The organism is Streptomyces sp. yr375 (genome assembly GCF_900110755.1).
Lineage (GTDB): Bacteria > Actinomycetota > Actinomycetes > Streptomycetales > Streptomycetaceae > Streptomyces.
The window spans coordinates 35,023-60,511 of the sequence record NZ_FOFF01000047.1 but is presented as its reverse complement, the minus strand read 5'-3'; the positions used below and the strand labels follow the sequence as shown (position 1 = coordinate 60,511).

Annotated in this window: 19 protein-coding genes, 2 pseudogenes and 1 riboswitch; of the genes and pseudogenes, 13 read left to right on the top strand and 8 right to left on the bottom strand. The window is 72.0% G+C overall.

Features of this window, described 5'->3' with window-relative positions; genetic code table 11:
- Nucleotides 1-6 precede the first annotated feature (6 nt).
- Nucleotides 7-1,257 (top strand): amidase family protein, encoded by a 1,251-nt coding sequence (locus BMZ82_RS32080; protein WP_093780910.1) that lies wholly within the window; start codon nt 7-9, stop codon nt 1,255-1,257.
- Between the two features lie 68 nt (nt 1,258-1,325).
- A complete protein-coding gene (locus BMZ82_RS32075; protein WP_093780909.1) occupies nt 1,326-1,958 on the top strand; it encodes a flavodoxin family protein in 633 nt (210 codons plus the stop codon).
- On the opposite strand, the gene BMZ82_RS32070 is transcribed toward BMZ82_RS32075, so the two are convergent.
- The 4 genes from BMZ82_RS32070 to BMZ82_RS32055 all read right to left on the bottom strand — a co-directional run bounded on the left by BMZ82_RS32070 (nt 1,955) and on the right by BMZ82_RS32055 (nt 6,541).
- Nucleotides 1,955-2,848: an ABC transporter permease gene (locus BMZ82_RS32070; RefSeq protein ID WP_093780908.1), complete on the bottom strand. Its 894-nt coding sequence runs from the start codon at nt 2,846-2,848 to the stop codon at nt 1,955-1,957. The two genes, BMZ82_RS32075 and BMZ82_RS32070, sit on opposite strands and share 4 nt — an antisense overlap.
- Nucleotides 2,835-3,833 (bottom strand): ABC transporter ATP-binding protein, encoded by a 999-nt coding sequence (locus tag BMZ82_RS32065; RefSeq protein WP_371271338.1) that lies wholly within the window; start codon nt 3,831-3,833, stop codon nt 2,835-2,837. Before BMZ82_RS32065 ends, BMZ82_RS32070 begins: the two co-directional genes overlap by 14 nt.
- Before the next feature lie 78 nt (nt 3,834-3,911).
- Nucleotides 3,912-5,225 carry a LolA family protein gene (locus BMZ82_RS32060; RefSeq protein ID WP_177244765.1) on the bottom strand — a complete coding sequence of 438 codons (1,314 nt, stop codon included), beginning with the start codon at nt 5,223-5,225 and terminating at the stop codon, nt 3,912-3,914.
- A 305-nt stretch (nt 5,226-5,530) separates the two neighbouring features.
- Nucleotides 5,531-6,541 (bottom strand): polyprenyl synthetase family protein, encoded by a 1,011-nt coding sequence (locus tag BMZ82_RS32055; protein ID WP_093780907.1) that lies wholly within the window; start codon nt 6,539-6,541, stop codon nt 5,531-5,533.
- Nucleotides 6,542-6,973: 432 nt separating this feature from the next.
- Nucleotides 6,974-7,175, top strand: a riboswitch (cyclic di-AMP (ydaO/yuaA leader).
- Between the two features lie 3 nt (nt 7,176-7,178).
- Here BMZ82_RS32055 and BMZ82_RS32050 point away from each other — a divergent pair.
- Complete coding sequence (locus BMZ82_RS32050) at nt 7,179-7,661, top strand: transglycosylase SLT domain-containing protein (RefSeq protein WP_093780906.1); 483 nt, start codon at nt 7,179-7,181, stop codon at nt 7,659-7,661.
- 22 nt (nt 7,662-7,683) lie between these two features.
- On the opposite strand, the gene BMZ82_RS32045 is transcribed toward BMZ82_RS32050, so the two are convergent.
- Nucleotides 7,684-8,526, bottom strand: a complete 843-nt coding sequence (locus BMZ82_RS32045) for an HAD family hydrolase (protein WP_093780905.1) — start codon at nt 8,524-8,526, stop codon at nt 7,684-7,686.
- A gap of 258 nt (nt 8,527-8,784) precedes the next feature.
- On the opposite strand from BMZ82_RS32045, the gene BMZ82_RS32040 reads away from it, so the two are divergent.
- From BMZ82_RS32040 to BMZ82_RS32015, 6 genes are all read left to right on the top strand, one after another.
- A complete protein-coding gene (locus BMZ82_RS32040; protein ID WP_256252226.1) occupies nt 8,785-9,849 on the top strand; it encodes a GNAT family N-acetyltransferase in 1,065 nt (354 codons plus the stop codon).
- A 77-nt stretch (nt 9,850-9,926) separates the two neighbouring features.
- Nucleotides 9,927-11,351: a glycosyltransferase family 2 protein gene (locus BMZ82_RS32035; protein WP_093780903.1), complete on the top strand. Its 1,425-nt coding sequence runs from the start codon at nt 9,927-9,929 to the stop codon at nt 11,349-11,351.
- On the top strand, nt 11,348-12,178 hold the full coding sequence (locus BMZ82_RS32030; RefSeq protein WP_256252225.1) for a polysaccharide deacetylase family protein: 831 nt from the start codon (nt 11,348-11,350) through the stop codon (nt 12,176-12,178). Before BMZ82_RS32035 ends, BMZ82_RS32030 begins: the two co-directional genes overlap by 4 nt.
- Nucleotides 12,179-12,262: 84 nt before the next feature.
- Complete coding sequence (locus BMZ82_RS32025; RefSeq protein ID WP_093780902.1) at nt 12,263-14,170, top strand: hypothetical protein; 1,908 nt, start codon at nt 12,263-12,265, stop codon at nt 14,168-14,170.
- A gap of 39 nt (nt 14,171-14,209) precedes the next feature.
- On the top strand, nt 14,210-14,722 hold the full coding sequence (locus tag BMZ82_RS32020) for a DUF1616 domain-containing protein (RefSeq protein WP_256252224.1): 513 nt from the start codon (nt 14,210-14,212) through the stop codon (nt 14,720-14,722).
- Nucleotides 14,723-14,754: 32 nt separating this feature from the next.
- Nucleotides 14,755-15,873 (top strand): glycoside hydrolase family 26 protein, encoded by a 1,119-nt coding sequence (locus BMZ82_RS32015; protein WP_256252223.1) that lies wholly within the window; start codon nt 14,755-14,757, stop codon nt 15,871-15,873.
- Nucleotides 15,874-15,877: 4 nt separating this feature from the next.
- Here BMZ82_RS32015 and BMZ82_RS32010 read toward each other — a convergent pair whose 3' ends face one another.
- Nucleotides 15,878-18,235: a lipopolysaccharide biosynthesis protein gene (locus BMZ82_RS32010; RefSeq protein WP_371271337.1), complete on the bottom strand. Its 2,358-nt coding sequence runs from the start codon at nt 18,233-18,235 to the stop codon at nt 15,878-15,880.
- Complete coding sequence (locus BMZ82_RS32005; RefSeq protein ID WP_093780900.1) at nt 18,228-19,463, bottom strand: DegT/DnrJ/EryC1/StrS family aminotransferase; 1,236 nt, start codon at nt 19,461-19,463, stop codon at nt 18,228-18,230. Before BMZ82_RS32005 ends, BMZ82_RS32010 begins: the two co-directional genes overlap by 8 nt.
- A gap of 355 nt (nt 19,464-19,818) precedes the next feature.
- Here BMZ82_RS32005 and fahA point away from each other — a divergent pair, with 355 nt between their 5' ends.
- The 4 genes and pseudogenes from fahA to BMZ82_RS31990 all read left to right on the top strand — a co-directional run.
- A complete protein-coding gene (gene fahA, locus BMZ82_RS32000) occupies nt 19,819-21,042 on the top strand; it encodes a fumarylacetoacetase (RefSeq protein ID WP_093780920.1) in 1,224 nt (407 codons plus the stop codon).
- A 271-nt stretch (nt 21,043-21,313) separates the two neighbouring features.
- Nucleotides 21,314-22,252: a M56 family metallopeptidase gene (locus tag BMZ82_RS31995; protein ID WP_093780899.1), complete on the top strand. Its 939-nt coding sequence runs from the start codon at nt 21,314-21,316 to the stop codon at nt 22,250-22,252.
- A 110-nt stretch (nt 22,253-22,362) separates the two neighbouring features.
- A pseudogene (locus BMZ82_RS41015) lies at nt 22,363-22,596 on the top strand (GntR family transcriptional regulator); the annotation flags it as partial.
- Nucleotides 22,594-23,146: pseudogene (locus BMZ82_RS31990) on the top strand (HEAT repeat domain-containing protein); the annotation flags it as partial. The pseudogenes BMZ82_RS41015 and BMZ82_RS31990, both read left to right, overlap by 3 nt.
- Nucleotides 23,147-23,242: 96 nt before the next feature.
- Here BMZ82_RS31990 and recQ read toward each other — a convergent pair.
- A complete protein-coding gene (gene recQ / locus BMZ82_RS31985; RefSeq protein ID WP_256252222.1) occupies nt 23,243-25,276 on the bottom strand; it encodes a DNA helicase RecQ in 2,034 nt (677 codons plus the stop codon).
- Between the last annotated feature and the right edge of the window lie 213 nt (nt 25,277-25,489).

The window sequence follows — 25,489 nt, the reverse complement described above, 5'->3', positions numbered from 1 at the left end:
GCCCGGATGACGCTTCTGGAGTGGCCCCCGGCCGTGGAGATCGCGGCGGCCGTCCGGGCGGGTCGGCTGCGGGCCGTGGACGTCGTCGGCGAGGCGCTCTCACGGATCGCCCGGGTCGACCCTTCCCTGTGCGCCTTCGCCGAGGTGTGGGAGGACCGGGCGCGGTCGTCGGCGCGCGAGATCGACGTGCGGGTCGCTGCGGGCGAGCGGTTGCCGCTGGCCGGGGTGCCGATCGGCGTGAAGGGGCGGCACGGGCTGCGTACGGCGGCCCCGCTGATCGCCGCCGGATGCGTGCCCGTGGGGTCGACCGCCGTCCCCGGACCCGGCACCCCCTGGCAGACCTGGGGCCTCGGCGCCCACGGCCGCACCGTCAACCCCTGGCGCGCCGACCGCACACCGGGCGGCTCCTCGGCCGGCTCCGCGGCGGCGGTGGCCGCCTGCCTGGTCCCCCTGGCGACCGGCAGCGACGGCGCGGGCTCGGTACGGATCCCGGCCGCGTGGTGCGGCGTCATCGGCCTGAAGACGACGAACGGACGACCACGGCAGGGGGTCCGTACGGGGCTGGCGGCACCCGGCGCGCTCGTGCGGTACGCGGTGGACGCCGAGGCGTACTGGCGGGTCATGGCCCCGCAGAGGCACGCGCGCGTGGCGGGAGCCGAGGCGTACGTAGGGACGACGGCGCACGCGCGCGTGGCGGGAGCCGAGGCATGCGCAGGGACGGCGGTCTCCGTCCCGTCCCTCGCCCTCTTCTCCCCCGGCCTCGGCTTCGCCGACCCCGATCCCGAGCCCCTCGCCCTCGCCCGTGCCGCCGCCGGACGCCTCGCCGAGGCCGGTGTCGTACGGCTGCCCGCTTCCGACGCGCCCCTGCGTCTGGAGGACCCCGCCCCGGCCTGGCTCGCGCTGCGCACCCCGGGCCCGGGCTCGGACCTCCGCGCCGCCGAACGGCTCCGGGAGACGAACAACCGACTGCTCGCCGACCTCTTCTCCCGCGCCGACCTGCTGTTGACCCCCACGACCCCGAACGCCGCGCACGGTCACGAAGGCCCGGGCGACCGGTACTCGACGGCGCTCACCTGGGCGTTCAACCTCAGCGGGCACCCGGCGATCAGCCTCCCGGCGGGGATCGGCGCGGACGGCTGCCCGGTGGGACTGCAGGTGGTCGCGGCACACGGCGCGGAAATCTCGCTGCTGGCAGTCGCCCGGACCCCCCGGGCACCACTCCCGGCACCCCCGGTACCCCCGACACCCCACCGATAATTACTTGCACGCTCATATAATGCAGAGGCATGCTATCCCTGTACGCCGACTATTTGGGGGATCGAGCCATGACGACGACGCGCCGTAGTTTCCTGTTCGTGTTGGGCAGTAGCCGGGCGGACGGCAACAGCGAGTTGCTGGCCCGTGCGGCCGCCGACCAGTTGCCCTCCGATGTCGAGCAGACGTGGGTCAGTCTCGCCCGGCATCCGCTGCCCGACTTCGAGGACCTGCGGCACGACAGCGACCATGTCCGCCCCACCGAGGGCAGCCCGGCGCTGCTGCTCGACGCCACGCTCGCCGCGACGGACATCGTGATCGTGTCCCCGCTGTACTGGTACTCGGTCTCCGCCCAGACCAAGCGCTACCTGGACCACTGGTCGGGCTGGCTGCGCACTCCCGAGATCGACTTCAAGGCGACGCTCGCCGGGCGCGCCCTCTGGGGCGTCACCGCGCTCGCGCACGACGAGACCGTGGTCGCCGACCCGCTCGTCGGCACGCTCCACAACTCGGCCGCGTACCTGGGGATGCGCTTCGGCGGGGTGCTGCTCGGCAACGGCAGCAAGCCCGGCGACGTCCTGAGGGACACCGAGGCGCTCGCGCGCGCGAAGACGTTCTTCGCGCAGGAGGCACCCCTCGCCCGGTTCACCTACGAGACGTACGAGACGGCCGCGAGCGACACGAACGACACGACGGCCGGCTAGGCCGTGACGTCCTTCGTCGTGAAGCGTGCCCAGGCCGCCGAGCCGAAGACCAGCGCGTACAGGGCCTGGAGGCCGAGGTTCTTCTGGAGGTCGTCCCAGTAGACCGGCTCGCGCATGAGGTCGGCGAAGGACAGCCAGTAGTGCGAGAAGAAGTACGGCTGAAGGGCGTGCAGTTGGGGGATCTGGTCGAGGATCTGGACCGTGATCAGCAGGCCCACGGTCGTCGCCATCGCCGCGATGCCGCTGCTCGTGAGCGTGGAGACGAACAGGCCCAGCGCCGCCACGCCCATCAGCGACGCGGCGACGACCAGGGCGATCAGCAGGGCCCGCAGCAGGCCGTCGGCGAACGAGATCGTCGTACCGGAGATGGTGGTGAGATCACCTAGGGGGAAGAGCAGGGCCCCGACCGCCAGCGCCGAGACCGCGACGACGAGTGTCGCCACCAGGCAGAACGCCATCACGGTGGCGTACTTCGTGAGGAGGAGGCGGGTGCGGCCGGCCGGGGCGACGAGGAGGTAGCGGAGGGTGCCCGCGTTCGCCTCGCCGGCGATCGTGTCGCCCGCGATGACGCCGATCGCCATGGGAAGGAAGAAGGGGAGTGTCGCGGCCAGTGCGGTGAACACCAGGAACAGGCCGTTGTTGGTGATCATCGCGATGAATGCCGGACCGCCGCCACCTCCCCCTCCCCCGCCGCCTCCGCCGCCCGGCCCGGCGGACGAACCGCCGCTCGTCTCGATCTTCACTGCGATCCCGACCAGCACCGGCACGGCCGCCAGCACGGCCAGCAGCGCGAGGGTGCGCCAGCGCCGGAAGGTGGTCAGCAGTTCGCTGCGCAGCAGCCCGAACGTCCACAACGGGCTCTCAGGGCGGGCGACTTCAGCCTGCGACATCGAATCCCTCCCCCGTGAGTGCCACGAACGCGTCCTCCAGGGAGGCCCGTTCGACGGTGAAGCCGCGCACGCGGACGCCCGCTGTCACCAACGCGGCGTTCAGGTCGGCGAGATCCCGCTCCGGAGGCGGCGCCTCCGCGCTGACGCGGTCCTCGGCTACGACGACGTCGCCCGCGCCCTGCTCCTTCAGTACCCGGGCCGCGTCCGCCGGGTCCGGGGTCGTCACGACCAGCCGGCCGCGGGTGCCCGCCGCGAGGTCCGCCACCGCACCCTGGACGATCAGCCGGCCCTGCGCCATCACCGCCGCGTGCGTGCACACGTGCTCGATCTCGTCGAGGAGGTGCGAGGAGAGGAAGACGGTCGTGCCCTCCGCTGCCAACTCCCGGATCAGCGAACGGATTTCGCGCATGCCCTGCGGGTCCAGACCGTTGGTCGGCTCGTCGAGGACGAGCAGCCGGCGCGGCTGGAGAAGGGCGGCTGCGAGGCCCAGGCGCTGTTTCATGCCGAGCGAGTACGCCTTCGCCTTCTTGCCGGCGGCGGCCGTCAGCCCCACCCGCTCCAGCGTCGCCGCGACCCGCGCACGCCGGGTGCGCGGGTCGGCGGTCGGGTCGGCGGCGTCGTAACGGAGAAGGTTGTCGCGGCCGGAGAGGAAGCCGTAGAGGGCGGGGCCCTCGATGAGGGCCCCGACGTGCGGCAGTACGGTGCGCGCGGCCTGCGGCATGGGTTGCCCCAGGACGTGGGCCGAGCCCGCCGTGGGTTCGATGAGCCCCATCAGCATGCGGATGGTGGTGGTCTTGCCGGAGCCGTTGGGACCGAGGAAGCCGAAGACGCTGCCCGCCGGGACGGTCAGGTCGAGGCCGTCGACGGCGAGTTGTCCGCCGCGGAAGCGTTTGGTGAGGGCGCGGGTGCGGATGACGGTTCCGTCGTCCACAGTTCCGTCGTCGACGGTTCCGTCGTCCGTGGACTCCCTCACCGGCTCCCCCATCCCCGCCCCATCCGCTCCCCGGTCTCCCGTACCCGTGCCGCCTGCTTCGCCTTACGCGCCTTGCACGCCTTACCCGTCTTACTTCGCCGCGTTCGCCGCCTTCACCAGGGCGTCCTTGGTGACCGCGCCGACGTAGACCTTGCCGTCGTCCGTCATCAGGGCGTTGATCAGGCGGGTGGAGAAGACCGTGCCGGAGCCGAACTTACCGCTCACCTTGTCGCCGAGGGAGCCGAGGAAGCCGCCGAGTTCGCCGCCGGACGCGGAGCCCGAGGGCGCGCCCTTGCTGCCGGTGTCGAAGGTGGCGATGGAGGTCCAGCCCTCGCCGAGGACGTTCAGACCGTCGGCACCGCCGAAGCCCTGCGCGAAGTCGTCGCCGGAGCCGGACGCGTCGGAGTGTCCCGGTGCCGTCCCCGTCGCCCCTTCCTCGCCCCACTTTTCGCCCTTGCCGGCCTTGTCGGCCTCGTCGGCCTTCTCGGCCTTGCCGCCCTCGGTGACCTTCGCGCCCTTGGGGGCGGTGAAGTCGAAGGTGGCGGCGGCGGGCTTGGCGAAGCTGACCTCGGTGAAGCCGACGTCCACGACGGCGGCGCCGCCGCTCGCGGGGGTCAGCGTGAACTTCAGCGGCAGGCCCGTCTTCGCGTCCACGGCCACACTGATCGCACCGACCGTGGAACCGGACTGCTTCGGCTTGACCAGCAGCTTGTAGGCGTCGCGCCCGGCGACGTGGACGGTGCCGTCGACGGTCACCGAGGTCGTGTCGTCGACCGCCTTCAGGGCGTCCTCGGTGAGGTCCTTCGGCGTGGCGGGAACGGGGGTTTTCGTCTCGCCCTTGTGGGAACTCTCGTCGACGGTGGAGTGATAGACCTCGTTGGAGGCGCTGTCGTACCCCCACACATTCGTGCCGTTGTGGATGACGCTGTACTCGGCCGCGTTCTCCAGCAGCGAGAGCTTCTGCTTGTCGGGGCCGTCGGCGGCGACGCGCAGGGTGTGCGTGCCGGAGGCGAGTTCGGTGAGCTTGGCGGACGGGTCGGCGGACGAACCGTCACCACCCTGCTGCGCGGCCCCGGAGAGGAGCCCGCTCTCCAGCCCGCCGAGGTCGGGCAGGCCGAGGTCGGTGGTGATCTTCACCGTTCCGGACAACTGCTGTACGTCCGAAGCGGCGATCTTGTCGAGGAGTTGCTGCGCGGTGATCTTCGGCAGGTCGGGGTCGCCGGAGTCGGCGAGCGCGGGGACCAGCCCGATCGTCGCCGCCGCGACACCGATCACGGTGACCGGGACGACGTACCGAAATGCCTTGCGCCGCCCGGCGCGCAGGTCGCCGGCCTCCCCGCCGTCGAACGTCCCGCCGATCGCCGCCCCGCCGGTCATGGTGTCGTCGGTTGCCTTCGGTGCCATGTCTGCCTTACCTCCGTCGTCGGCGGCGGCCGGCCATCCCGCTGAACGTCCCACCCCAAGCCGCCGTTCTCACCCGAATCGGTGAGGAGTGGTGTTTTCCGTGGTTCCCATCTGACCAAACGGCACACGGAAAAACGTCAGACCGGGGAGCCAACTCCGTGTACGCCTGCGGTATGACACGAAGGCGTGGAGGCGGCATCCAACCCGTAGGGGTTGCGACGAACGGGGGTTACGACGAACGGGGGCTACGACAAGCACGGGCTCCGACCCGTAGGGGAAAGGAGAGGGTTCCGGAGCCGAGAGGGTCAGCCGGCTCGGTGGACCACCGCGTCGCACAGCTCCATCAGCGCCGCCTTCGCGTCGCACTCCCGCAGCGGCGCCAGCGCGGACCGCGCGTCCTTCGCGTACCGCACGGTGTCCCGGCGGGCCTGCTCCAGCGCCGGGTGGGCCCGGAGCGCCGCCAGGGCCTCGGCGAGCCGGGCGTCGTCACTGAGGTCGGAGTCCAGCAATTCGCACAGCGCGATGTCCTCGGGCAGCGACAGCCGCGCCGCCCGCTCCCGCAGCCGCAGCACGGGCAGCGTGGGAACGCCCTCGCGGAGATCCGTCCCGGGCGTCTTGCCCGACTCGTGCGAGTCGGAGGCGATGTCCAGGACGTCGTCCGCGAGCTGGAAGGCGACGCCCAGCCGCTCGCCGTACTGCGTCAGCACGTCGACGACCGTCTCGTCGGCGCCCGACATCAGCGCTCCGAAGCGGCAGGCCACGGCCACCAGCGAGCCAGTCTTGCCGGCGAGCACGTCGAGGTAGTGCTCGACCGGGTCGCGCCCGTCCGTCGGCCCGGCCGTCTCCAGGATCTGCCCGGTGACCAGCCGCTCGAACGCCTCCGCCTGCACCCGCACCGCCTCCGGCCCGAGGTCGGCCAGGATGTGCGAGGCGCGCGCGAAGAGGAAGTCACCCGTGAGGACGGCGACCGAGTTGCCCCAGCGGGCGTTGGCGCTGGACACCCCGCGGCGCACGGCCGCCTCGTCCATCACGTCGTCGTGGTACAGAGTCGCCAGGTGGGTCAGCTCGACGACCACGGCCGACGGCACGATGCCCGGCGCGTACGGGTCACCGAACTGCGCCGCGAGCGCCACGAGCAGGGGCCGGAACCGCTTCCCGCCCGCCCGCACGAGATGCTGGGCGGCCTCCGTGATGAACGGGACCTCACTCTTGGTGGCCTCGAGCAAGCCTTCCTCGACAGCCGCCATTCCGGCCTGGACATCGGCTTCCAGAGCCTGGTCCCGCACGCTCAGCCCGAACGGCCCGACGACGGTCACGAGGGGTCTCCTGTCTGCTGGTGTCTAGTGGCGGTTACGCGGTTTGTCGATAGGTCTCTGCCATCACTCAAGTCAGCGTATCCGGTCACGTTTCGATCACCGATAGCCCCCACGGTTACAGGCCAGGCGGTATCGGATCACGCCCCTTATATTTCCGATCAGCATGTATGAACAAATATTTATATAGATTGGGCTCAATGCCCGATTTGCCACTCTTGTGGATGCCGGTGAGTTGACTCACTCGCCGCGGTGACCCGGCCTCGGCCCGGCCTCGGCCGATTCCCCCGCATCCCCCCGCACCCCCAAGCAAGTTGGCGCTTTGCACTTACAAAGGATCAAGCACCCCATAGGCCCCATACAAAGGTCAATAGGGCCGATCTGTGAATTCGCCACTTGTTCCGGACATGTGCTGTCGCATACGTTCCCGGCCTGTCGGGCGGAACGCCGAATCCTGCCGCCGCCCGTCACCCATCGAGATCCGCACGGCAGGAGCGGGGGAACCAGGTAAGCCGCCGAACCGGATGTTTCAGACATACCGGTACGGCTCGGGGTGAAGTCGCGTCCGTCAGGGCGCGGCCGGGCAGCTCCCGCCCGAACCCGACAGCTCACCTCGCAGGCGCCGGAGAGGAACTTCGTCATGTCCGCAGCCGCTCAGCCGCGCCGCAACCGGCGTACCCGTCTCGTCCGCACGCTCACCGCCGCCGCCACCGGCGCGGCCGTGCTGGCCCTCCCGATCATCGGGGCGACCAGCGCCTCCGCGGCGACCCCGACCGTCGCCACCGCGACCAGCCTCGGCTACGCCGACAACCTCGACGGCTGGATCCGCGCGTCCCTCGAGGTCATGGCGGACCACGGGATCCCGGGCTCGTACAACGGCATCTACCGCAACGTCATCCGCGAGTCCTCGGGCAACCCCTACGCCATCAACCTCTGGGACTCCAACGCGGCCGCGGGCATCCCGTCCAAGGGCCTGCTCCAGGTGATCGACCCGACCTTCAACGCCTACCACGTCTCCGGCACCTCGTGGAACTCGTACGACCCGGTCGCGAACATCACCGCCGCCTGCAACTACGCGGCCGACCGCTACGGCTCGATCGACAACGTCTTCGGCGCGTACTGATCACCGACGACTGACACGGGTACTACGGAAACAGTCTTTCGAGGACGACGGCCACGCCGTCGTCCTCGTTCGACGTCGTCACCTCGTCGGCCATTGCCTTGAGTTCGGGGTGGGCGTTGGCCATCGCGACTCCGCGCGCGGCCCAGTCGAACATCGGGATGTCGTTGGGCATGTCGCCGAAGGCGATGGTGTCCTCGGGCCGCAGGCCGAGGTGTTCGGCGGCCAGGGCCAGGCCGGTCGCCTTGGTGATCCCGCAGGGCTGGAGCTCGACCGTGCCGGGACCCGACATGGTCACCGTGGCGAGCGAGCCGACCGCCGAGCGGGCCGTCGCCGCCAACTCGTCGTCGGACAGGGTGGGATGGCGCAGCAGCACCTTGCTGATCGGCTCGCACCACAGGTCGTCGCGCCGCTCGACGCGCAGGGCGGGCAGGGTCGGGTGCGGCATCCGGTAGCCCGGCTCGATGAGCGTCAGCCCGTCCACGCCGTCCTGGTCGACGGCCGCGTACAACTGCCCCACCTCCGCCTCGATCTTGCCGAGCGCGGTCTCCGCCAGTTCCCGGTCCAGGGTGACCGACCACAGCAGACGGTCCGCGCCGGCGTCGTACAACTGCGCGCCCTGTCCGCACACCGCGAGCCCCCTGCTGTGCAGGCGGTCGAGCAGCGGTCGTACCCGCGGGGCCGGGCGGCCCGTCACCACGAGGTGGCGTGCGCCGGCGTGCGCGACCCGCGCGAGCGCGTCGAGCGACCGGTCGGAGAAGGTGTCGTCGCCGCGGAGCAGCGTCCCGTCCAGGTCGGTGGCGATGAGGGAATACGGGGAAGACGGGGAGGACGGGGTGCGTGGGGCATATGCGGTGGGTGCGGCCATGATCAGAGAATACGGATCCCACAGCCCCCGGGTTCGACGCGAACCGAACGACGACCGGGTCCTGCCCGGTTCTGCCAACTCCCCTTTAAAAGAAACGGCTTTCTGACGCATCGCCGGGTAGCGGACGGTTAAAGGCCTCTGCACCGGTTGGCAACAACATCCGACGCTACCTACCGCGACGCCCTGATGGAGCGGTACCGTCCAGGTGTCCAGGGGGGACTTGATCGGGGGGTCAGGTTGAGCAGTGGGCGCATTCGTGTGCTGAGGACGGAAGACCTCGGCGAGGGGGAGAGGGAGCGGTGGCGCGCGCTGCGTGCCGCGTCGACGCTGCCGCGAAACCCCTTCATGGAACCGGAGTTCACCGACGCCGTGGGGCTCGTGCGGCCCCGCGCTCGGGTGGCGGTGGTGTACGAGGGGCGTGAGCCGGTCGGCTTCCTGCCCCACGAGCGGGGCCGGCTCGGCCAGGGCCAGGCCCTCGCGTACGGCGTCTCGGACGCGCAGGGCGCGGTACTGGCCCCGGGTCTCGGGCTGAACGCCGCCGAACTGATGCGGGCGTGCTCGCTGTCGAGCTTCGCCTTCGACAACCTGGAGGCGGACCAAGGGCTGTTCGTGCCGCACGCGGCCGAGGAGTACGCCTCCTATGTCATCGACGTCGAAAAGGGGTACGAGACCTACGAGTCGGTGCTGCGCGCCCAGTCGCCGAAGTTCCTGAAGACGACGCTCGCCAAGGAGCGCCGGCTCGGCCGTCAGGTCGGGGAGCTGCGGTTCGTGTTCGACGAACGCGACCCGGCCGCGCTGCGCACGCTCATGGCGTGGAAGTCCGGGCAGTACCGCAGGACCGGCCGCCGGGACCGGTTCGTCCAGGAGTGGATCACCCGGCTCGTGGCGGCGCTCGCCGAGACCCGCGCGCCGGAGTGCGCCGGCACGCTGTCCGTCCTCTACGCCGGTGAGCGGCCGATCGCCGCGCACTTCGGGCTGCGTTCGTCGACCGTCCTGGCCTGCTGGTTCCCGTCGTACGAACCGGAGTTCGCGAAGTTCTCGCCGGGTCTGGTGCTGCATCTGCGGATGGCCGAGTCGGCCGCCGCCGAGGGCATCGGCCTGCTCGATCTGGGGCGGGGCGCGGCCGAGTACAAGGACGCGCTGAAGACCGGGGAGCTTCCCGTGTACGAGGGGGCGTGGACGCGTCCGGGGGCGGGCGCCGCGCTCTACTGGCTCAGCCGTGAACCGTCCCGCCGCGCACACCACTTCGTACGCAACCGGCCGAGGCTCGCCGCGGCGGCCGCACGGACCTTGAAGAGCGCGGGCCGACTGCGCCGCCCGTGACGCCATCACCGGTCGCCACACGCAGCACGCTCAGCACGCTCAGCACGCTCAGCACGGTCATGAGACAAGGGAGGGCCATGTCCCGCGCAAGAGCTGTGCGGCAGGAGATCGTACGGCGGGAGATAGAGGGGTTTCTCGACATCCGGCCGGTGCAGGTCGCCGAACTCGACCTCGGCCTCGAACTGGACGGGAGTCTGGCCGGGGGCGGCGTGCTCAGACCCGGTCCGGGCAGCCCGCCCATCACGCACGGGCCGGTGTTCGTGCTGGTCAGGCGCGGTGGGCGGCCGGTCGGGACACTGCTCGCGCAGGTACCGGAGGGCGCCGATCCGAAGACGGTCCTGGTGGGCCTCGCCGCCCGTGAGCACGCCGCGGCGGGGCCCGTCCACCTGCCCCTGCCCGGTCCGGCACCCGGTCCGACGCCCGTACCGCCGTCCACCACCGTCGTGATCGCCACCCGCGAACGCGCCGCGCTGCTCGCCCACGCCCTCGACTCGCTCCTCGCCCAGGACCACCCGGACTTCGAGATCGTCGTCGTCGACAACGCGCCCGTGACGGACGCGACCCGCGACCTCGTCGAGCGCAAGTACGGCGAGCGCGTGCGGTACGTGACCGAGCCGGTGCCCGGTCTCGCGGTCGCGCACAACAAGGGCGTCGCGGTCGCGCACGGCGAGGTGATCGCCTTCACGGACGACGACGTCGTGGCGGACCCGCGCTGGCTCACGGAACTCACCGCGCCCTTCACCGCCGACCCCCGCCTCGGCTGTGCCACCGGCCTGATCCTTCCGGCCCGGCTGCGCACACCCTCCCAGGTCCTCCTGGAGAGCCACGGCGGCTTCGCCAAGGGCTTCACGCCCCGCACCTACGACCCACTGCGCCCGCCCGCCGACGAGCCGCTGTTCCCCTTCACCGCGGGCCGCTTCGGCTCCGGCGCCAGCATGGCCTTCCGTACGGCGGTGCTGCGGGCGGTCGGCGGCTTCGACCCGGCGACGGGCGCGGGCACGCGCGCGCGTGGCGGCGACGACCTCTACGGGTTCGTCCGCGTCCTCGCCGCCGGCCACCGGCTGCACTACACCCCGCAGGCCCTGGTCTGGCACCACCACCGGGAGACCTGGCGGGACCTGGAGACCCAGGCGTACGGCTACGGCGCCGGCCTCACCGCCTACCTCACCGCGATCCTCGTCAACCAGCCCGGTCTGTTCCCGGCGTTCCTGGCCCGGCTGCCCCGGGGCCTGGCCTACGCGCGAACCCTTACGGCGAGCCGGGAGGCGGAGGTGGGGGCGGATTCCGGGACGGATTCCGGGACGGACTCGGGGACGGACTCGGGGGCGCATGCGGGGGGCGCGCCCGGCGGGCACGACGATCGGGCGCACGCCTGGCCCGGACGGCTCTCCCGGCTCCAGCGGCGCGGCATGCTCTACGGGCCGGTGGGGTATCTGCGCGCCCGGCGCGCGCTGCGGCTACGGCTCCGGCCGGCGGAGCAGGAGCGGGGTGCCGAGCGATGACGGCGTCCGCGCACAGAGGGGACACGGGTGCCGTAGGGGACAGCATCCCGGTGTTCCTGTACCACGCCGTGATGGAGGAACCGCCGGACTGGATCGCCGAGTTCACCGTCAGCCCGAAGCAGTTCGGCGCGCATCTGGACGCCGTCGTCGACAGCGGACGTACGCCCGTCACGATCAGCGCGCTCGCCGATCACCTCGCGGGGCGGGCGCCGTTGCCGCCCCGGCCGGTGCTGCTCACCTTCGACGACGGTTTCGCCGACCTGCCGGGCGCGACCGCCGAGGCGCTGGCCGGGCGCGGGCTGGCCGCCACCGCCTACCTCACCACCGGCGCCATCGCCCCGGGCGGCCGCAGTCTGCTGCCGCCCGCGCCGATGATGACGTTGGAGCAGGCGGCGCGGCTGGAGCAGTACGGCATGGAGATCGGCAGCCATACGGTCACCCACGCCCAGTTGGACACCCTCGCGCCCCGGGCGCTCGGGCACGAACTGCGGGCGTCCCGCGCGGTGTTGGAGGACGCCCTCGGCCACCGCGTCCGCCACCTCGCCTATCCGCACGGCTACAACAGCGGCCGGGTACGGCGGATGGCGGCCGCCGCGGGCTACGAGACGGCCACCGCCGTGCGGCACGCGCTCAGTTCGGACCGCGACGAGCGCTACCGCATCGCCCGGCTCATCGTGCGCCGCGGCCACACCGTCGCCGACGTCGAGGGCTGGCTGACGGGTTCCGGCGCCCGGGTCGCCCCGTATCGCGACGGACCGAAGACGGTCGGCTGGCGGTGGTACCGCCGCGCCCGCGCCACCGTCCGGGGTCCGCTCTTCGCCGGCTGAACAGGCTTTGGCGATTTTGGTGTGAAAAGGCAACGAAATTCCTATAGTTGACGTGCAGTTGACGTGGGGGAGGGGAGCCTCAGCGTGCAGCAACATGTGCCTGTACCGACCACCGAGAGCAGCGAACCGCCCGCCCCCGCGCCGGCCACGGGCAGCGGACGACGCAGACCCTGGCGGATCCCGCGCCGCGCGCCGGACGCCGCCGCCCTGCTGACGCTGCTGCTCGCCGCCGGGCTGTGGGCGTACGCGCTGCCCCGCATCGGCTTCCGCGAGATGGGCGACTACGGCCTGCTGAACCGGCTCCCGGCCGCCTACTACCTGTCGCTGCTGGTGCTCACCGCGGGCTTCGTCCTCAGTCTGCGGCGCGCGGGCACCGCACCCTGGTGGCCCGCCGCGCACTGCGCCGCGCTGCTGTTCGCGCTCAAGGCGCCCCCGGCGGTGCTGTACGACGCGGTGCGCTACCCGTGGGCCTCCAAGCACGACGCGATCGTCAACACCCTGCTCGCCAACGGTGAGTTACGGCCGGGTGCGGCGTTGTCGGGCAACATGTCGGCGTACGACCAGTGGCCGGGCTTCTTCACGCTCAACGCGGGTCTGGTGCGGGCGTTCGGCGTGCAGAGCGCCGCCGCGTACGCCAACTGGGCGCCGATCGTCTTCGGCCTGCTCATGATCCCGGTGCTCGTCCTGATCTACCGCACCTTCTGCGAGGACTGGCGGCTGATCTGGACCGCCGTATGGATCTTCCAGCTCGCCAACTGGGTCGGCCAGGACTACTTCGCCCCGCAGGCGCTCGCCTACCTGCTGCATCTGACGGTGCTCGCGGTGGTGCTGCGGCACTTCGTACGGCCCGGCTCGGCGGGGCGGCTGCGCGACCGCACCTACCTCGACCCCGTGGCCGCCCCCGTCCCGCCGCCGACGGGGCGCGGGCAGCGCGCGGTCTGCGTGGTGATCCTGGCTCCGCTGATCGCCGCCATCAACGCCACGCACCAGCTCACCCCGGTGATGCTCACCATCTGTCTGCTCGCGCTCAGCCTCACGCGCCGCTACCGCAACTACGGGCTGCTGGTCGTCACCGCGCTGCTGATGCTGACCTGGGACCTCACCATGGGGCGGCCGCTGTTCGTCGAGACGCTCGCCACCATCAGGAAGTCGATCGGCGAGCTGACCGAGAACTCGCGCGCGGGCTACGCGGGCCAGCTCACCGGGCCCGGTCCCGAACTAGCGGGCACCGCCAACGTGGTGATGGTGCTGGCCATCGCCGTCCTTGCCGGGACCGCCGTCCTGCTGCGACGCCGGCTGACCCGCAGCGCGCTGCCGCTGCTGCTGGTGTCCGTCGCCCCGGTGCCGCTGTTCGCCATCAACGACTACGGCGGCGAGATGCTCTTCCGCGTCTACCTGTTCGCCCTGCCCGGCGCGGCCTTCTTCGCCGCCGCCGCACTCGTCCCGGCTGTCGCGGGGACCCGCCGCAGCCGGGCGAAGGTGCTGCGGCGCCGGGTCGCGGCCGTCGCGCTGCCGGCCGTCCTGCTGGTGCTGCTGGCCGGCTTCCTGCCGTCGTACTACGGCAAGGAGCAGATGTTCTACACGCCGCCCCAGGAAACCGCGCTGGTCACCAGGGCCCTCGACGCGGCACCCGACGGCTCCCTGATCCTCGCCACCACCGGTTCCTTCCCCCAGGCGCTCCACCACTACGACCGCCTCGAGCACTGGTTCTTCGCCGAACAGGCGCTGCCCGACAACGAGAAGATGCTGAAGGACCCCGCCGCCTATCTTGCCTCCGGCATCACCCCGGGCACCAAGGCCTACGTCGTCCTCACCCGCACCCAGGACATCTACGCCACCGGCGAGGGCCTGCTCCCCGCCGACGGCTTCGAGACCCTACGGTCGAAACTGACCGCCTCCCCCCTCTTCCGAACCATCGAAACCCACCCGTACGGCGTCGTCCTGGAGTACCGCCCGGCTGCCGCCCGCCGCCCGACAACCGCCGTCCGATGACCCATGACCGATGACCTAGGACCGACCACAAGGTGCCCGATGACTGACCACGAAGTGATCGATCCGACGACGGACGACCCTGACGAGGCCAAGGGCGCCAGGAACCTCGGGAGCGGCAGGAGCGGCAGGAGCGGCAGGAGCGCCATGATCACCCCGACTCACCTGAGAGTCCTCGTCGCGGCCTCGGGCTGGCTGGCGCTGGCCGCCACCACCGTGCCCGGCCCCACTCCGCTGCGCTGGATCCCGGTACTCCTCTTCGTCCTGTTCGGCCCGGGCTGCGCGGCGCTGTATCCGCAGCCGAGCGCGCTGGCATCCGGCGCACGGCTGGAGGCCATCGCGCTCACGGCGCCCGTCAGCCTCTCGCTCGGCGTGCTCACCGCCACCTCGCTGTTCCTGGTGAAGGGCTTCTCGATGACCGTCTTCCTCGTCTCGCTCGCCGCTTTCACGACGGTCACCGCGGCCCTGCCCGGCCTGCCCCTGCCCGCCGCACGACGCGGCGCACTCGAACGCCCCAAGCCCAAACGCAGGCCCACCAGCGGTAACAAGGCATGAAACGACACATGAGGGGCGGCGGGAAAGGCGACGTGCGGGACGGTACGACGGGTGTGAGGCGGCGCTCCTGGGCGGCTGTCGTGCTGGTGGCGGTGGCCGCGTTGCTCGCCGGGATCGGCATCTGGGCCGGCCGTTCCGAGGACCCGGAAGCCGGCGCTGACGCCCTGCCCGACAACGCCGCCTCGGGTGAGCTGCCCACCGGTGCCTGTGCCCCGACCGGCACGCTGGTCCCGCCCTGTGGTGCCTGGTGGGGCGCTGCCGTGCCGTACGCCGGGAACGGCTCGCTCAAGGACGCCGTGCTCGGCTTCGAGAAGCGGATCGGCCGCAAGCTCGACCTCGTCTACAACTACCACGACATGTCCGGCACCAAGCTCGACGGAGAACTGCTCACCCCCGACGAAGTGGACCTCGGCAAGGACCGGCTGCTCATGCTGGCCTGGGAGTCCACCGTCTGGACCGAGCCGCACCACGAGAACTGGACGGAGACCCAGCTCGGCTGGCAGAACATCGCCTCCGGAAAGCTCGACGAGAAGATCCTCGATCCGCAGATCCGGCGCATCAAGGCCTACGGCAAACGCGTCTTCCTCTCCTTCGACCAGGAGACCGACGCCCGCATCAAGGAAGGCGCCGGCACCCCGAAGGAGTTCATCGCCGCGTACCGCCACCTTCGCGACCGGTTCCGGAAACTGGGCGCCGACAACGTCGTGTGGGTGTGGACCGTCTCCGGCTACCTCGGCAGCGCGGCCGACATGAAGGCGCTCTACCCCGGGGACGCGTACGTCGACTGGATCGCCATGGACCAGTACAACTACTACGCGTGCCACGGCACCACCGACTGGAAGGACTTCCTGCGCAGCCAACGGCCCAGCTACGAGTGGCTGCGCGCGAACATCACCGACGACAAGCCCGTGATGCTCGCGGAGTTCGCCACCGCGCCCGACGCCGACGCCCCGCAACGCCAGCGCGACTGGTACACCCAGATCCCCGCCGCCGTGAAGCAACTCCCCGACGTGAAGGCCCTGGTGCACTGGAACCGGCCGACCTCCGACCAGCCGGCGTGCGATCTGACCGTCAACGCGGGCCCGGGTCTCGAGGGTTACCGCGAGGCGGGGAAGAACGGCTACTTCCACCAACCCGTCCCGCCCCGCTGACCGTTCACCGCCGATCCGACACCCGTCTCCCCTCCCCACGCTTCCGACGCTTCCCACGGAGCCACACCGACAGGGTGGCGAGGACGAGCACCAGCACGAGGCCGCCGAACAGGGGCAGCGCCGCAGCCGCGAGCTCCTGCCGCCACACCCAGCCGCCCAGCGCGACGAGATACAGCACCCCCCAGCACCCCGGCCACGTCAGCCGCCGGCTCGCGCGCGCCAGCAGCAGCCACAGCGGTACGAGGCACAGGAGCTGCGCGGCCGGCGGCGCCCACCGCAACAGCGGCTCGGGCCCGTCGAGCCCCACCCCGTGCGCGAGGAACCGGGCCGCTTTCCCGTACAACGTCCCACCGACCGGCGTCGGTTCCCAACCGAAGGCGACGGGTACGGCGTACAGGGCGAGCAGCGCGGACCCCAGCGCCGCCCCCGGCAGCCACGCGTCTCTCGCGGCCCGCAACGTCACCGCACCGACGAACACCACGAGCACCAGTCCCCCGGCGACGACCGCCGTGAGCGGCAGCGCCGCCAGCCACTGCCGCCCGGTCAGCGCATCGGCCGACGGCCCGTCGACCCACGGCAGCGCACGCAACGCCGCCCAGAACCCCACGGTCCCCACCCCGAGCAGCCCCCACAACACGCCCCCGACCCACCGCTCCCGCGCCGGCGTCTGTGCCCGTTCCTGTTTCTGTTCCTGTTTCTGTGCGGACGAGGCCCGCACCCCCGCACCACTGCCAGCCACCCCCTTCTCCTGGGCCACCCCCTCCTCGTCGGCCACCGCATCCCGCCCACCGGCCCCGTGCGGCCGCACGATCAGCGCCAGGGTGTCCGCCTGCAACGCCTCGCGCTCGTACCCGGGACGCCCTATGAACAGGGTGACCGTGTCCTCGTCGATGCCCTCCCGCTCGTACGCCGCCCGGCGCGCCCAGTTCGTGCCGTATCCGGCGGTGGCGTTCAGCCGCGCCCAGCGCGTGCCGTAGGCGGCCGGGGCGGCGGTGGACCGGCCGGCGGGCAGGCGGTCGTTGCGGCGCAGCGCGGAACGCAGGCCGACGGCGGAGACGACGGCGATCAGGGTCATGCTGAGCAGCACCGCCCAGCCCGCGCCCGCGATCCCGGCCGGGGCGAACAGCACGGCCGCGGTGCCCAGCACGAGCGTGCACATGGCGCCCTGGAGCGCGGCGAGCATCCCGGTACGGCCCTGCACCCGCAGCACCCCGATGTACAGCTCGACCACGACCCGGGGCAGCGCCCCCGCGGCCAGCAGCCGCAGCACGGTGGTGCCGTGCTCGGCGTAGTCCTCGTCGAACGGCAGCAGGATCTGCGGGGCGAACAGCACCAGCACGAGCACCACCGGCACCAGCAGCAACGTCATCCGGCGCAGCGCCCCGCGCACCCCGTCGGCGAGTCTGCGCGGGTCGTGCGAGGCGTGCGCGGTGAGGGAGGAGGCCATGTTGATGGCCATGAACTCCATCGTGCCGCCGACGGTGTACGCCACGTAGAAGTAGCCGTTCTCCGCCGCGCTGAAGCGGACCGCGACCATCACCGGCAGCAGGTTGATCATCGCCAGGCTGAACAGCGCGCCCAGCGAGTCCCCGGCCAGGAAGCGGCCCATCTCCCGCAGCCCGGGCGGCTCCACGTCGCGGTCGGCGGCGGCCTGGCGCGGGATCAGCCTGCGGAAGATCAACCAGCCCAGCGGCAGGGTCGAGAACGCGATCGCGACGGCCCAGGACACGAAGATGCCGAGCACCGGCAGCGCGGTCGCGAAGACGACCAGCAGGATCAGCTTGCCGACCGAGAACACCGCGTTGCCCAGAGGCACCCACCCCGATCTACGCAGCCCGGTGAGCACGCCGTCCTGGAGGGTGAGCAGGGCCCACGCCACACACGCGACGACGAACACCGCCCCCGCGGTCGCCGTGCCGAGCGGCGCGTACGTCGCCCCCCACAGATCGAGGGTGAGCAGGAAGACGAACGCGGCGACGGCCACGACCACCGAACTGGCCGCGTACGCCCGCCACACCAGCGCGCCCGTGGCCCGTCCCGCGCGCGGCACGAAGCGGACGACGGCGCCGATCATCGTCGTCGCCGTGACGCTGGCGAGCAGCCGCATCGCCGCGATCGCGGCCGAGCCCTGCCCGACGGCCTCCTCCGAGTAGTAGCGCGCGGCCACCAGCCAGAAGCCCAGTCCCAGCACGGCGGAGACGCCCGTGCTGAGCATCAGGAAGTAGGCGTTGCGAAACAGCGAGTCGGAGCCTCGGCCGCCGCCGTCGGCCGGCGTCGGGCCGGCCGCCTCCGCCGCGGCGGACGGCGCCGCGGGCTCGGGTACCTGGATCTCGGCCTGGATCTCGGCCTGGGTCTCAGCCACGGGTCGACTCCAGCCCTCCCGGCACCTCGGCCGGCCGTACGCCGGAGTCCTGGAGCACCCCGACGACCTGCCGGGCCCGCAGCGGATCCACGGGCAGCGCGTGCCGGGCGAACCAGCGCGCCCCGGCGGGATCGGGCGACGGGTCGGTGAAGGCGGCACCCGCGTAGTCGTCCAGCGGCGGGTCATAGAGGTACCCGACGACGATGCCCCGCCGGGCGAGCGCCGCCCTCGCGGCCTCCCGGTCGGCGACGAACAAGGGGACCCGGAACAGGGGTTGGACGCGGTCGGCGCGGGGCTCCGCGGGCTGCGCCCACGGTGTGGACAGCAGCAGTTCCGTGCCCGCGCGGCAGGCGGTCAGCACCTCGTCCAGGCGGTCGACCCGGCGGCCGATGCGGCCCGCTCTCAGCGGTCCCGAACGCAGCCGGTAGTCGTGCATGTCGACGCGGACCCAGGAGTCGTGCGCGGCGAGGTCCGGCGCCGCGTCGACGGCACGGGCCAGTTCGGCCGGCCGCAGCGGCATCCGGATCTCCTCCCGCTCCATCAGCCCGAGCAGCCGCATGGTGGCCCAGGCCGCCCGCCGCAACCGCAGCCCCCGCACGGCCGCCTCCGCGTACGGCCGGACGGTGTAGGCGAGTTCCGCCGTGAACCGCCCCGGCAGCAACAGGTCCTCGCAGGTCTTCTCCAGCGCCTCGCGCAGCCCAGGGTCGGCGCAGGCTAAGAAACCTCCGGCCTTGGCACCGACATGCTTCGACAGGCTGAAGACGGAGGCGTCGCCCCAGGCCCCGACCGGTCGGCCGCCCACCTCGCTGCCGATCGCGTGCGCCCCGTCCTCGAACAACGGGATGCCCAGCGCGTCGCACTTCTCCCGCAGGCGCGGAGTGTCGTCCGGGTTGCCGTACAGATTCGTCGTGAGCACACCGGACAGCGAGCCCCACACCTCGTCGGGCACGGCGTCGACGTCGATCGACGCGTCCAGCGGGTTCAACGGCGCCTGCACCGGTCTGAGTCCGGCCGCGAGCACGACGAAGAAGATCACGTCGTCGTTGACCGGCGACATCAGCACGCGTCCGCCGGGCGGGCACCAGTGGCGCAAGGCCACGAACAGCCCGAATCTGCACGACGGCACGTACACGCATTCCCGGCCGAGTCTGTCGCGCATCGTCGCTTCCAGCCGCTTCGGCCGTGAGCCACGCCGCGCCGACCCGAGACCGGCCTCCCCTATGGCCATTCGCCCCCCAGGTGTGCCAGCCGAAAGCCCCCTCCCCGAGGCCTTCCAACACCCGTTCAGAGTGTCCCCTTTCGCACCGCTCCGTCAAGATTGCGGACCGGCCGGTGGACGACTTCCGGTGAGCAACCGGACGCGGAGCGCTGCCGTCCGAAACGCTTGGCCGGTCCAGCCCCCGTGTCGGTTCCGCGAGGTCGGCCGTAACGTGTGGCGCGGCTCGGCGCACCCGCGCGACACCCGCCCGGAGTCCGGCGAGCACGACACGGCGAGCGCCGCAGACCGCACCAAGGAACGCGCCCAAGAACGCACCACGGAGCGCGTGAACGACACGAGCGACACGAAAGAGAGGCAGTACCCGATGCCCCCCTTCGACCTTCCCGAGGGCGACCCCTTCGGTCCGCACAACCTCCCGTACGGCGTGTTCTCCCTGCCGGGCTCCGCGCGGCGGACCGTCGGCGTCCGGCTCGGCGACCACGTCCTCGACGCGGGCGCGGCGGCCCGCGCGCTCGGCTCGCCGCACGCCGAGCTGCTCGCCGCGCCGACCCTCGGCCCGCTGCTGGCGGCGGGCCGCACGACCTGGTCGCAGGTGCGCCGCGCCCTGACGGAGTGGGTGACCGACCCCGCCCACCGCCCCACCGTCGAACCGCTCTTCCACCCCCTCTCCGCGGTGACCCTGCACCTCCCCTTCGAGGTCGCCGACTACGTCGACTTCTACTCCTCCGAGCACCACGCCCGGAACGCCGGAGCGATCTTCCGCCCGGACGCCGGGGACGTCCTCCTGCCCAACTGGAAGCACCTGCCGATCGGTTACCACGGCCGCGCCGGCACCGTCGTGGTCTCCGGTACGGACGTCGTCCGCCCGTCGGGCCAGCGCAAGGCGCCCGCCGATCCGGCCCCGGTCTTCGGCCCGTCCGTGCGGCTCGACATCGAGGCCGAGGTCGGCTTCGTGGTCGGTGTGCCCTCGCAGCAGGGCAACCCGGTCGCGCTGGCCGACTTCCGCGAACACGTCTTCGGCCTGTGCCTGCTCAACGACTGGTCGGCCCGCGACCTCCAGGCCTGGGAGTACGTCCCCCTCGGCCCGTTCCTCGCCAAGTCGTTCGCCACGTCGGTGTCGGCCTGGATCACCCCGCTGGAGGCCCTGGACAACGCACGGGTGACGCCCCCGGAGCGCACCCACCCCCTGCTCCCCTATCTGGACGACTCGGCCACCGAACCCGCCGGCTACGACCTGCGCATCTCCGTCGCGCTCAACGGTCACGTCGTCTCCGATCCGCCCTTCTCCACCATGTACTGGACGGCCGCCCAGCAACTCGCCCACCTCACCGTCAACGGCGCGTCCCTGCGCACCGGCGACCTGTACGGCTCGGGCACGGTCAGCGGCCCGAACCCGCACGAGCGCGGCTCCCTCCTGGAACTGACCTGGAACGGCCGTGACCCCCTCGAACTCCCCGACGGCAAGCGGACGTTCCTGGAAGACGGCGACGTGGTGACCCTCTCGGCCTGGGCTCCCGGCCCCGACGGCACACGGGTGGGCCTGGGAGAGGTGAGCGGCCAGGTGATCGCCGCCCGAAGCGACGACTGACACTGCCGACGACAGGTCGGGGGACGAGGCCGGTGACAGGACCGGTGACGAGTCCAATAGTGGTACCGGTGACAGGGCGGGGCGGTCCGGGCTGAATCGGGGCGTCCTCGTGGGCTGACTCCCGGAGTCACCGCCGTCATACTGGCGGCGGGCACGGTCCTCGCGCCGAGCCCGCCGCCCGTGGCAGGCCGCACCCCCACAGGTACGCGGTACGCATCCCGTGCGCGCAGGGCGCACGCCCCCTTCCCGACCAGGATCCGGAGCCCATGGCATGACTGTCTGCCTGCTCCTGCTGAGCGTCGTCGCGCTGACGGCCGCCGTGCCGGCTCCGCGTGCGCTCACCCGCTCCGTGTGGCCCGAGCGGGAGCCGGTGGTCGGGCTGTGGGTGTGGCAGTGCCTGGTCGCCACGGTCCTGCTGTGCTGCCTGACAGCCCTGGTGCTGGGTGCCACGGCCGTGTTCCACACCGTCCGCGCGCGGGTCTTCGCCCCCGCACCGCCTGCGGTCACCGAGGCGTACGACCTCTCCGGCGTCCCGCTGTGGGCGGCGGCCCTGACCCTGCTGCTGGCCTGCGGGGCCGCCTGGACCACCGCGATGCTGGCCCGCGAGCTCGTCGACGCACGCCGACGCCGCGGCCAGGCCAGGGCCCACCTGCGGGAACGCGCCCCGGACCTGCCCGCGGGCCTGCCGTCCGCCCGCGGCCCGCTGCTCGTGCTGGAGGACGAGTATCCCGACGCCTGGTGGATGCCCGGCAGTCCACCCCAGTTGATCGTGACGACCGGTGCCCTGCACCGCCTCACCGCCCACCAGTTGGACGCCGTCCTCACCCACGAACGCGGCCATGCCCGCGCCCACCACGACTGGCTGCTCCACCTCTCGACCGCCCTTGCCACCGGCTTCCCCCGCGTTCCGCTCTTCTCCCACTTCTGCGACCAGACCCACCGCCTGGTCGAACTCGCCGCCGACGACACGGCGTCGCGCCGCTGCGGCCACCTGACGACGGCGCTGGCTCTGATCGAGCTGAACCAGCACCGGGGCGTCCTGTCCTGCGCCTCCAGTCACCGTCTCCTGGGCGAGCGCGTCGACCGACTGCTCCAGCCGCCCCCGCGCCTGCTCCGCAGACACCGGGCGCTGACGACGACGGCGGCCGCGCTCGTCCCCCTGCTGCCCCTGCTCATCACCTTCGCCCCGGGACTGACGGCCCTGTCCTGACCCGGCGGATCTTGGTCAGGATCCGCCCGTCTTCCCAGGTCAACGCCCTACCGGACGTACCCGCAGGTGGCGCAACACTCCGGCAACACTGCTCTTCCTCCTGCCTCGCCATGGTTCGAAACACGGCACCGACCGACCGCATCCGAGACCGCGCCGGCCAGGGCGCGACCACCGTCGCCGCCCACCGCACGCGTCCTCGGCTGCATGCGGACCAGGCCCGTCAGCTCGCCGACCTCCTACGGGCGGAGGGCCTGGTGCAACGCCTGCCCGGCGTCGGCACGGTCGTCGGGGCGCAGAAGTACCCCCACGGACTGGACCGCCTGATGGGCCTCTCGGAGACCCTGCACGTATTGCGCGCCCTGCGCCTCGGTGACGCCGCCCTGTTCGCGGGCTCTCTCACCGACGCCGACATCGCCGTCCGGATCGAGGCCGTCCGTGCCCTGGTCTCCGTCGACGGTGGCGGCCGGCCGCCTCACCGACATCTCACCGGCCGACCTCGGCACCGGGGCCGGCATCGCCCCCGAGCGTGACGCCGTCCACGCGGCCCTCGTCGGGCTCGTCGACGATCCCGACTCCTTGGTGCGTGCCGCCGCCTACGGGGCGTTGGGGACCACCGGCTACCCGGCACCGCTCGCCGCCCGTGCCGTGACCGCCCTGGCCGACCCCGCCTGGCAGGTCCGCGCCGGTGCCGCCACGGCGCTGTCCGTGGCCCACGCCGACACGGCCGTCCCCGTCCTCGCCAAGGCCCTGGCCGACCCGAACGCCGACGTCCGCAAGGCCGCCGTCCTGGCCCTGACCCACCACCGCGCCTCGGAGGCCGCCCGCGCCGCTCTCGCCACGGCGACGACGGACTCGGACGCGGACGTCAGGGCGTACGCGACCCGCGCCCTATGAGGAACCGCTCCACTAAGCCTCCCCAGTCCCCCCTCGCCACCAGGTACCCAGCCGGTCAGCCGGTCCGGTCAGTCCCCCCCTGTCCAGTCCCCGTCCCTACATCCAGTCTTCGGGTTCCGGCTCCGCGTCCATCTCGGGCCAGTAGTCCGGGTCGCCCGGATCCTCTGCGGCAGCCGGAGCGGTACCCGGAGCAGCGCCGGGAGCGGAGGCGGGTGTGGAGCCGGTAGGCGGCGCCGGATCGTTGGCGGTGCCCGGCGGGGCGTCCAGTGCGGCCAGGACCGCGATCACGCCCTCCCCGTATGTCACCAGCTTCTTCTCGCCGACCCCGCTGATGCCGCCGAGCTGTCGCACCGACGTCGGCCACGCCGTGGCGATCTCCCGGAGTGTGGCGTCGTGGAAGATGACGTACGCGGGAACGCCCTGTTCGCGGGCCTGTTCGGCGCGCCAGGCGCGCAGGGCCTCGAAGGCGGGGAGCAGTGCCTCGGGCAGTTCGGCCGCGGCGGCCTTGGGCTTGTTCCGGCCGGAGGCGGAGGAGCCCGACGCCTTCGACGTGGCGGGCTTTTTCGGCTCCTTGCGCAGCGGTACGTCCCGCTCGCGGCGCAGCACCTCGCCGCTGGCTTCCGTGAGCACCAGCGTGCCGTACTCCCCCTCGACCGCGAGCAGCCCCTGGGCCAGCAACTGCCGTACGACGCCCCGCCATTCGCCCTCGGCGAGATCCTCGCCGATGCCGAACACCGACAACTGGTCGTGGTCGAACTGGATCACCTTGGCCGTGCGCTTGCCCATCAGGATGTCGACGATCTGCACGGCGCCGAACTTCTGGCCGCGCTCCCGCTGCAGCCGCACCACGGTCGACAGCACCTTCTGGGCGGCGACCGTGCCGTCCCAGGTCTCCGGCGGTGTCAGGCAGGTGTCGCAGTTGCCGCAGCCCGCCGCGGACGGGTCCTGGCCGAAGTAGGCGAGGAGCTGGCTGCGGCGGCACTGGGCGGTCTCGCACAGGGCCAGCATCGAGTCCAGGTGGGCGCCGGCCCGCCGCCGGAAGGCCTCGTCGCCCTCACCGGACTGGATCAGTTTGCGCTGCTGTATGACGTCGTTGAGGCCGTACGCCATCCATGCCGTGGAGGGCAGTCCGTCACGGCCGCCGCGCCCCGTCTCCTGGTAGTAGCCCTCGATCGACTTGGGCAGGTCGAGGTGGGCGACGAACCGCACGTCGGGCTTGTCGATGCCCATGCCGAAGGCGATGGTCGCGCACACGACCAGGCCGTCCTCCCGCAGGAACCGGGACTGGTGCGCCGCGCGGGTGCCCGCGTCCAACCCTGCGTGGTAGGGCACCGCCGCCACGCCGTTGCGGGAGAGGAACTCGGCTGTCTTCTCCACGGAGTTGCGCGAGAGGCAGTACACGATGCCCGCGTCGCCCGCGTGCTCCTCGTGCAGGAAGCTCAGCAACTGCTTCTTGGGGTCGGCCTTCGGCACGATCCGGTACTGGATGTTGGGCCGGTCGAAGCTCGCCACGAAGTGCCGGGCCGACGGCATGTTCAGGCGCTGGGTGATCTCCTCGTGCGTCGCGCGGGTGGCCGTCGCCGTGAGGGCGATCCGCGGGACGTCCGGCCAGCGCTCGCCGAGCAGGGAGAGCGAGAGGTAGTCGGGGCGGAAGTCGTGGCCCCACTGGGAGACGCAGTGCGCCTCGTCGATCGCGAAGACCGCGACCTTGCCGCGCGAGAGGAGGTCCAGGGTGGAGTTCAGGCGCAGCCGCTCCGGCGCCAGGTACAGCAGGTCCAGCTCGCCGGCGAGGAACTCGGCCTCGACGACGCGCCGCTCGTCGAAGTTCTGCGTGGAGTTCATGAACCCGGCGTTCACGCCGAGCGCCCGCAGCGCGTCCACCTGGTCCTGCATGAGGGCGATGAGAGGCGAGACGACGATGCCCGTACCGGGTCTGACCAGGGACGGGATCTGGTAGCACAGCGACTTGCCGCCGCCGGTCGGCATGAGGACGACCGCGTCCCCGCCCGCCACCACGTGTTCGATGACCGCTTGCTGCTCGCCGCGGAAGGCCTCGTACCCGAAGACCCGGTGCAGCGTGGCCAGCGCCTCGCTCTCGGTCCGCTCCGGTGTCCCGGTGATCGCTGTCATCGCGCTGATCCCACCCGTCCCGCCCATCGTCTGGTCCCCCGTACGTCGTCACTCGACCACTGCCTCCACGATAGGGGTCCGGACTGACACCACCCGAGTTATCCACAGGCCCGATCGAGTCACCCTGTGTACAACTTCCGTCACTCGAACATGGCTGCGGGCCCGGCCCCGGGAAAACCAAGGGGAACCGGGCCCGCCGCCGGCCAGGACGCG

What these genes read in the sequence shown, in the direction of transcription:
- BMZ82_RS32080 (WP_093780910.1), top strand. Translation starts at nt 7, where the DNA reads ATGACGCTTCTGGAGTGGCCCCCGGCCGTGGAGATCGCGGCGGCCGTC.
- BMZ82_RS32075 (WP_093780909.1), top strand. Translation starts at nt 1,326, where the DNA reads ATGACGACGACGCGCCGTAGTTTCCTGTTCGTGTTGGGCAGTAGCCGG.
- BMZ82_RS32070 (WP_093780908.1), bottom strand. Translation starts at nt 2,848, where the DNA reads ATGTCGCAGGCTGAAGTCGCCCGCCCTGAGAGCCCGTTGTGGACGTTC.
- BMZ82_RS32065 (WP_371271338.1), bottom strand. Translation starts at nt 3,833, where the DNA reads ATGGGGGAGCCGGTGAGGGAGTCCACGGACGACGGAACCGTCGACGAC.
- BMZ82_RS32060 (WP_177244765.1), bottom strand. Translation starts at nt 5,225, where the DNA reads ATGGCACCGAAGGCAACCGACGACACCATGACCGGCGGGGCGGCGATC.
- BMZ82_RS32050 (WP_093780906.1), top strand. Translation starts at nt 7,179, where the DNA reads ATGTCCGCAGCCGCTCAGCCGCGCCGCAACCGGCGTACCCGTCTCGTC.
- BMZ82_RS32045 (WP_093780905.1), bottom strand. Translation starts at nt 8,526, where the DNA reads ATGGCCGCACCCACCGCATATGCCCCACGCACCCCGTCCTCCCCGTCT.
- BMZ82_RS32035 (WP_093780903.1), top strand. Translation starts at nt 9,927, where the DNA reads ATGTCCCGCGCAAGAGCTGTGCGGCAGGAGATCGTACGGCGGGAGATA.
- BMZ82_RS32030 (WP_256252225.1), top strand. Translation starts at nt 11,348, where the DNA reads ATGACGGCGTCCGCGCACAGAGGGGACACGGGTGCCGTAGGGGACAGC.
- BMZ82_RS32020 (WP_256252224.1), top strand. Translation starts at nt 14,210, where the DNA reads ATGACTGACCACGAAGTGATCGATCCGACGACGGACGACCCTGACGAG.
- BMZ82_RS32005 (WP_093780900.1), bottom strand. Translation starts at nt 19,463, where the DNA reads ATGGCCATAGGGGAGGCCGGTCTCGGGTCGGCGCGGCGTGGCTCACGG.
- fahA (WP_093780920.1), top strand. Translation starts at nt 19,819, where the DNA reads ATGCCCCCCTTCGACCTTCCCGAGGGCGACCCCTTCGGTCCGCACAAC.
- BMZ82_RS31995 (WP_093780899.1), top strand. Translation starts at nt 21,314, where the DNA reads ATGACTGTCTGCCTGCTCCTGCTGAGCGTCGTCGCGCTGACGGCCGCC.
- recQ (WP_256252222.1), bottom strand. Translation starts at nt 25,276, where the DNA reads ATGACAGCGATCACCGGGACACCGGAGCGGACCGAGAGCGAGGCGCTG.